The 6711-nt window shown below is 70.6% G+C and carries 4 protein-coding genes; 2 read left to right on the top strand and 2 right to left on the bottom strand.

Annotated elements, in window-relative coordinates:
• Positions 1–485 precede the first annotated feature (485 nt).
• Positions 486–3413: a preprotein translocase subunit SecA gene (gene secA / locus QCZ28_RS31340; protein WP_279519974.1), complete on the bottom strand. Its 2928-nt coding sequence runs from the start codon at positions 3411–3413 to the stop codon at positions 486–488.
• A gap of 168 nt (positions 3414–3581) precedes the next feature.
• Here secA and QCZ28_RS31335 point away from each other — a divergent pair, with 168 nt between their 5' ends.
• Together QCZ28_RS31335 and QCZ28_RS31330 are read left to right on the top strand one after the other, a co-directional pair.
• Entirely contained in the window at positions 3582–4733 is a 1152-nt protein-coding gene (locus QCZ28_RS31335; RefSeq protein ID WP_279519973.1) for a GNAT family N-acetyltransferase, read from the top strand.
• On the top strand, positions 4730–5842 hold the full coding sequence (locus tag QCZ28_RS31330; protein WP_279519972.1) for a GNAT family N-acetyltransferase: 1113 nt from the start codon (positions 4730–4732) through the stop codon (positions 5840–5842). The genes QCZ28_RS31335 and QCZ28_RS31330 overlap by 4 nt, the downstream gene beginning before the upstream one ends.
• Positions 5843–5908: 66 nt before the next feature.
• On the opposite strand, the gene raiA is transcribed toward QCZ28_RS31330, so the two are convergent.
• Complete coding sequence (gene raiA / locus QCZ28_RS31325) at positions 5909–6538, bottom strand: ribosome-associated translation inhibitor RaiA (protein WP_030331512.1); 630 nt, start codon at positions 6536–6538, stop codon at positions 5909–5911.
• Positions 6539–6711 lie beyond the last annotated feature (173 nt).

Below are 6711 nucleotides of genomic sequence, written 5' to 3'. Positions count from 1 at the left end.
GGCCAGGCAGGGCCAGGCAGGGCCAGGCAGGGCCAGGCAGGGCCAGGCAGGGCCAGGCAGGGCCAGGCAGGGCCAGGCAGGGCCAGGCAGGGCCAGGCAGGGCCAGGCAGGGCCAGGCAGGGCCAGGGCCAGGGCCAGGCAGGGCCAGGGCCAGGGCCAGGCAGGGCCAGGGCCAGGGCCAGGCAGGGCCAGGGCCAGGGCCAGGCAGGGCCAGGGCCAGGGCCAGGCAGGGCCAGGGCCAGGGCCAGGGCCAGGCCTGAAATCGGGTGATCCACTCCGGTTTCAGGAAGTCGGGTTGTCCGGCTGTCGGTGATGGCCCGGTTTTCTGAAAGGCGAGGTGATCACGGTGTGCGGGTACGCGTAACCCGAGGAGGGCCGCCCAGGCAGGTGGTTTGTCGGGCCGGCATTGCTGGCAGACACCGACGGGCCCCGGCCTGGTCGGCCGGGACCCGTCGGCCAGGAACTGTCGGTGCGGACGCTGTCGGTCAGTTGCCGCCGTTGGGGGCGCCGTGGCAGCGCTTGTACTTGCGGCCCGAGCCACAGGGGCACGGCGCGTTGCGGGACGGGCCGTTGCTCGCCTCGGCCTGGTTGGGCGCAGTCCGACGGGCGGCAGCCGACGGAACAGCCGGGCCACGCAGCCCGGATGCCGGCCGCTGCGGAGCGGATGGCGCGCTCTGCCCCGGTGCCGCCGGGGCACCCGGAGCCGGTCGGCCAACACCGAGCGCCGGAGCCTGCTGCTCGGCTTGCTCCACGGCGACCGCACCGGGGCTGGCCTCACCGTCGATGGTGGGCGCGGAGTATTGCAGGCCCTGCCGCCGCGGTGCCTGGTTGAGGCCCTTGGCCCGGATCTCGACCGGCTTGTCGAGCAGCGTGACCTCGTCGGCCCCCGCCTCCGGCTCCGGTTCGGTGACCTGGACCTCGATGTTGTAGAGGAAACCGACGGTCTCCTCCTTGATGCCCTCCATCATCGTGGCGAACATGTCGAAGCCCTCGCGCTGGTATTCCACCACCGGGTCACGCTGGGCGTACGCGCGGAGGTTGATGCCCTCCTGGAGGTAGTCCATCTCGTAGAGGTGCTCGCGCCACTTGCGGTCGATGACCTGGAGCAGCACCATCCGCTCGAGTTGGCGAACGCCCTCGGTGCCGAGCTGCTCCTCACGCCGGTCGTACGCGGCGTTGGCGTCGTCCTTGAGGCGGGCGACCAGGAAGTCGGCGTCCATGCCGGCCCGAGAGCCGCCGGTCTCCTCCTCCAGCTCCTCGATCGTCACGCCGACCGGGTAGAGCTGCTTGAGGCTGGACCAGAGCTGCTCAAGGTCCCAGTCTTCGCCGTAGCCCTCGGAGGTGGCACCCCGCACGTACGCCTCGACGGTGTCGTCGATCATGTTGCGGACCTGGTCGGAGAGGTCTTCACCGTTGAGCACCCGGAGCCGCTCGGCGTAGACGACCTGGCGCTGCTTGTTGAGCACCTCATCGTACTTGAGCACGTTCTTGCGGATCTCGGCGTTCTGGCCCTCGATCTGGGCCTGGGCGCTCTTGATCTGCCGGGTGACCATCTTCGACTCGATGGGCACGTCCTCCGGGATGTTGAAGCGCTCCATCACCGCCTCGACGGCCCCGGCCCGGAAGCGCCGCATCAGCTCGTCCTGCAGCGACAGGTAGAAACGGGACTCGCCCGGGTCGCCCTGCCGGCCGGCGCGACCGCGCAGCTGGTTGTCGATCCGGCGGGACTCGTGCCGTTCGGTGCCCAGCACGTAGAGGCCACCGGCGGCGGCGACCTCCTCCGCCTCGGCGTCGCAGGCCTGCTTCCACTTGGGAAGGACCTCCTCCATCGCCTTGGCGTACTCTTCCTCGTTCTCCAGCGGGTCGAGGCCGCGCTGGCGCAGCTCGTTGGCGGCGAGGAACTCGGCGTTGCCGCCGAGCAGGATGTCGGTGCCGCGACCGGCCATGTTGGTCGCGACGGTGACAGCGCCCTTACGCCCTGCCTGGGCGACGATCTCGGCCTCCCGCGCGTGGAACTTGGCGTTCAGCACGTTGTGCGGGATGCCCCGGCGGCGCAGGAGCTGGGAGAGGATCTCGGAGTTTTCCACCGAGACGGTGCCGACGAGCACCGGTTGGCCCATCTGGTGCCGCTCGGCGATGTCCTCGATGACGGCGTTGAACTTGGCCTTTTCCGTCTTGTAGATGACGTCCGGCCGGTCTTCGCGAACCATCGGGCGGTGGGTCGGGATCGTCACGACGCCGACCTTGTAGACCTTGTTGAACTCGCTCGCCTCGGTCTGGGCCGTACCGGTCATTCCGGACAGCTTCTCGTAGAGGCGGAAGTAGTTCTGGAGGGTGATGGTGGCCAGGGTCTGGTTCTCCTGCTTGATCTCCACCCCCTCCTTGGCCTCGATCGCCTGGTGCATGCCCTCGTTGTAGCGACGGCCGTGCAGGATGCGACCGGTGAACTCGTCGACGATCAGGACCTCACCGTCGCTGACGATGTAGTCCTTGTCGCGCTTGTAGAGCTCCTTGGCCTTGATGGCGTTGTTGAGGTAGCCGACCAGCGGGGTGTTCACCGACTCGTACAGGTTGTCGATGCCGAGCCGGTCCTCGACCTTGGCGACGCCCCGCTCGGTCACCGCGATGGTGCGCTTGGAGTGGTCGACCTCGTAGTCGCCCTCGCCGTCGGTGCCGGGCTGGAGCCGGGCCACCACGCCGGCGAACTCGCCGTACCAGCGGGCGGAGTGCTCGGCCGGGCCCGAGATGATCAGCGGGGTGCGGGCCTCGTCGATCAGGATCGAGTCGACCTCGTCGACCACCGCGAAGTTGTGCCCGCGCTGCACCAGCTCGTCCTTCGACCACGCCATGTTGTCGCGCAGGTAGTCGAAGCCGAACTCGTTGTTGGTGCCGTAGGTGATGTCGCACTCGTAGGCGGCCTTGTGCTCGCTGGCCGGCCGGTTGGGCAGCACCACGCCGACGGTCAGCCCGAGGAACTCGTGCACCCGGCCCATCCACGCCGCGTCACGCTGGGCGAGGTAGTCGTTGACCGTGATGACGTGGACGCCCTTGCCGGAGAGCGCGTTGAGGTAGACGGCCATGACCGAGGTCAGCGTCTTACCCTCACCGGTCTTCATCTCGGCGATGTTGCCGAAGTGCAGCGCCGCGCCGCCCATCACCTGGACGTCGTACGGGCGCTGGCCCAGCACCCTGGCGGCCGCCTCGCGGGCCACCGCGAACGCCTCCGGCAGCAGGTCATCGAGGGTTTCCCCCTCGTCGAGCCGCTCCCGGAACTGTTCGGTCATGCCGGCCAGTTCCTCGTCGGTGAGGTTGACGTAGTCGTCCTCGATCGAGCTGACGGCGGCGGCGATGGCCTTGAGCCGGCGCACCATGCGGCCCTCGCCCGCGTTAAGGACCTTTTCCAGAATCGACACGGATCAACGCTCCCCTAGACAGTCTCGAACCATCGTAGGCGCTCCATCGGCGCGATGGTCACTGGTGGCGGTGCTCGGCCCCGCAGAACCCGACATAACTCGCGCCCTGTGCACGCTCCAAACGTTATCCGGTTACGCCGTCGGCGAACGCTGCGGCAGGATGCACGAGTGGAGCCCGTGGAGATCATCGAGGACGGCGTGCTGCTGCGGCCCTGGCGAGAGGCGGATGCCGAAGCCGTGCACCGAGCCTGCCAGGACCCGGACATTCAGCGCTGGACCACCGTACCGCGCCCATACCGGCCGGAACACGCGCACGGATTTGTCACCGAGATGAGCCGGAAGTCCTGGGCCGAGGGCACCGGGGCACCGTTCGCGGTCTGCGACCCGGGCACCGGTGAGCTGCTGGGCGCCAACGGCCTGATCTCCATCGACAAGGACGGCACCGGTGAGGTCGGCTACTGGACGGCTCCCTGGGCGCGTGGTCGGGGCGTGATGGTCCGGGCCACCCGGGCGGTGGCCCGCTGGTCCTTCGACACCGTCGGGCTGCGTCGGCTCATCTGGCAGGCCGAGGTGGGCAACCACGCCTCCCGGCTGGTGGCCCTGCGGGCCGGTTTCCGGGTCGATGGCCGGTTGCGGCTGGCCAACCCGGCGCTGAAGGGTATGGCGGACGGCTGGATCGGTTCGCTGCTGCCTGGCGAGGTGCCCGCCGCCGGGTCTGCCGGTCCGGCCCAGCCGGGCACCCTCGCCGCCCGCCGGGCCGCCGTCTTCGGCCGCCCGCAGCCCGTTCTGTTCGCCACCACCGGGGCGGGCGAGCTGCGGCTACGGCCCATGGAGGAGCGGGACCTGGACGCCGTGGTGCGGACCTGCCGGGACCCGGAATCGATCCGCTGGACCACGGTGCCGGACCCGTACGACCACGCCGACGCACTGTGGTACCAGGAGCACTGCCAGGCGCTGTGGGCCCGGGGCGACGCCGCCTGCTTCGTGATCGCCGACCCGGACGACAGCTACGCGGGCACCATCGACCTGCGGCTCTCCCCGGCCGACCCGCTGCTGGCCGACGTCGGGTTCATGACCGCGCCCGACGCCCGTGGTCGCGGCTACATGACGGCCGCGCTGCTCGCGCTGAGCGCCTGGGGTTTCACCGCGCTGGGTCTGGCCCGGATCGAGTGGAAGGCGAACGTCGGCAACGACGCCTCCCGTCGGGTGGCGGAGAAGGCGGGCTTCTCGTTCGAGGGGACCGCCCGGGGTGCCGTACCGCACCGGGGCGAACGGGCCGACGTCTGGATCGCCGCGCTGCTCGCCGAGGATCTCGCGTGACCGAGCAGGAGGTCATCGAGGCGTACGGGGTGCGGCTGCGGCCGTTCCGCGCCGACGACGCCGCCGACGTGGTCGACGGCTGCGCCGACCCGGTCAGCCAGCGGTTCGTGTCGAACCTGCCAGCCCCGTACACCGATGTCGACGCCCGCTGGTGGATCGAGGTGGGCGCTCCGGCGGCCTGGACCGGCGGCGGCGCCGCGTACGCCATCGCCGACCCGGCCACCGACCGGCTGCTCGGCGCGGTGGGGTTGAACAACCCGGTGTCCGCCCGGGGTCAGGCCGAGATCGGCTACTGGGTGCGGCCGGCGGCGCGCGGACGCGGCGTCGCCACCGCCGCGACCCGCGCGCTGAGCGACCACGCGTTCGCCGCCGGCACCGCCCGCCTGGAGCTGCTCACCGAGCCGGAAAACGCGTCGAGCCAGCGGGTCGCGCTGGCCGCCGGCTACCGCTACGAGGGCTCGCGCCGGTCGGCCGGATCCGGCCGGAACGGGGACCGGCACGATCTGCTGGCCTGGGTACGCCTCGCCGACGACCCGCCCGGCCCGACCGCCCGCCTGCTGCCCGATCTGCCCGGCGGGCTGCTCACCGACGGTGTCGTGACAGTGCGCCGGCTCGCGCCGGACGACGCGGAGCTGATGCACCGGCTGCACAGCCGACCGGAGGTCGTCGCCAACCAGGCCCCGCCGGTGCCACCGACGTCCGAGGCGACGCAACGGCGCTGCCTGCTGGCGGAGAGCGCCTGGCTCACCGGTGTCATCGCCCGCCTGCTGATCGTCGACGTGGCCAGCGGCGCGCCGGCGGGCAGTTGCGGGATGTCGATCACGGATGCGGCCAGCGGCGAGGGCTCGGTCGGTTACGCGCTGCTTCCCGAGTGGCGGGGCCGGGGGTACGCGACCCGCGCTGTCCGACTGCTCGCCGCGTGGGCGTTCGGCTCGGCGGGTGTCACCCGGCTGGTCGCGGGCACGGTGCCGGGAAACGTCGCCTCACACCGGGTGCTGGAGCGGGTCGGCTTCCAGCGGGAGGGGCTCCAGCGTGGCCGGCTGCCCGGCCTGGACGGCACCCGCCTGGACGATCTGACGTTCGCGCTGCTCTCCACCGACCTGCGCTGAGAACGGCGGCAGGGAGTTGTGGGGGGGCGTCCCGCCACAACTCCCCGGTCGAACGAGAGGGGTGGGTCAGGTGGCGAGGGAGATGATCCCGTAGTCGTAGGCGTGCCGCCGGTAGACGACGCTGGGACGGCCGGACTCCTTGTCCTGGAAAAGGTAGAAGTCGTGGCCGACCAGTTCCATCTCGAACAACGCGTCGTCGATGGTCATCGGCTCCGCCGGGTGCACCTTCTCCCGGGCAATGTGCCACGGCTGCTGGTCGTCGTACTCCTCCTCGACCCGCTCCGCGACGGCCGTGCCGGCGCGGGCGCCGTCGCTCGGCGCGGTGGAGACCAGGTCGGCGACCGGCAGGCCCGCGGTGGCCTCGGCGACGGAGATCGGTGCGTGCCGGCCCCGGTGTACGCGGCGGCGGTCGGCTGCGCGGCGTAGCCGGGTGTCGAGCTTCGCGATGGCGGCATCGAGCGCGCTGTAGAAGTCGTTCGTGCAGGCCTCGGCGCGAATCACCGGACCCCGGGAAACGCAGGTGATCTCCACCCGCTGGCAGTGGTCGGCTTGGCGCGGATTGCGCTCGTGAAACAGCTCGACATCGACGCGAATAAGTTTGTGGTCGTAGCGTTCGATCTTCGCGAGTTTCTCGGCTACGTGCACCCGGTAATGATCGGGAACTTCGACGTTACGGCCCTTGACCACGATGTCCACGTGACCTCCCTTGTTCGGACGGTCTTCGATCCGGTTACCCGGCCGCGCGCCGTGGGGAGACCCGCTGGCGTCGACCGGTTGTACGGCTACGCCTCCTCTCACCGCCGGGGGCGGTTGGAACGACCTCCTACCCCCGACAGCGAAACGCTAACTCCTGTTTGCCCGGCAGTCAC

Source organism: Micromonospora sp. DH14 (assembly GCF_029809455.1).
Taxonomy (GTDB): Bacteria; Actinomycetota; Actinomycetes; order Mycobacteriales; family Micromonosporaceae; genus Micromonospora; species Micromonospora parva.
This window is presented reverse-complemented; position numbering and strand designations above follow the sequence as displayed.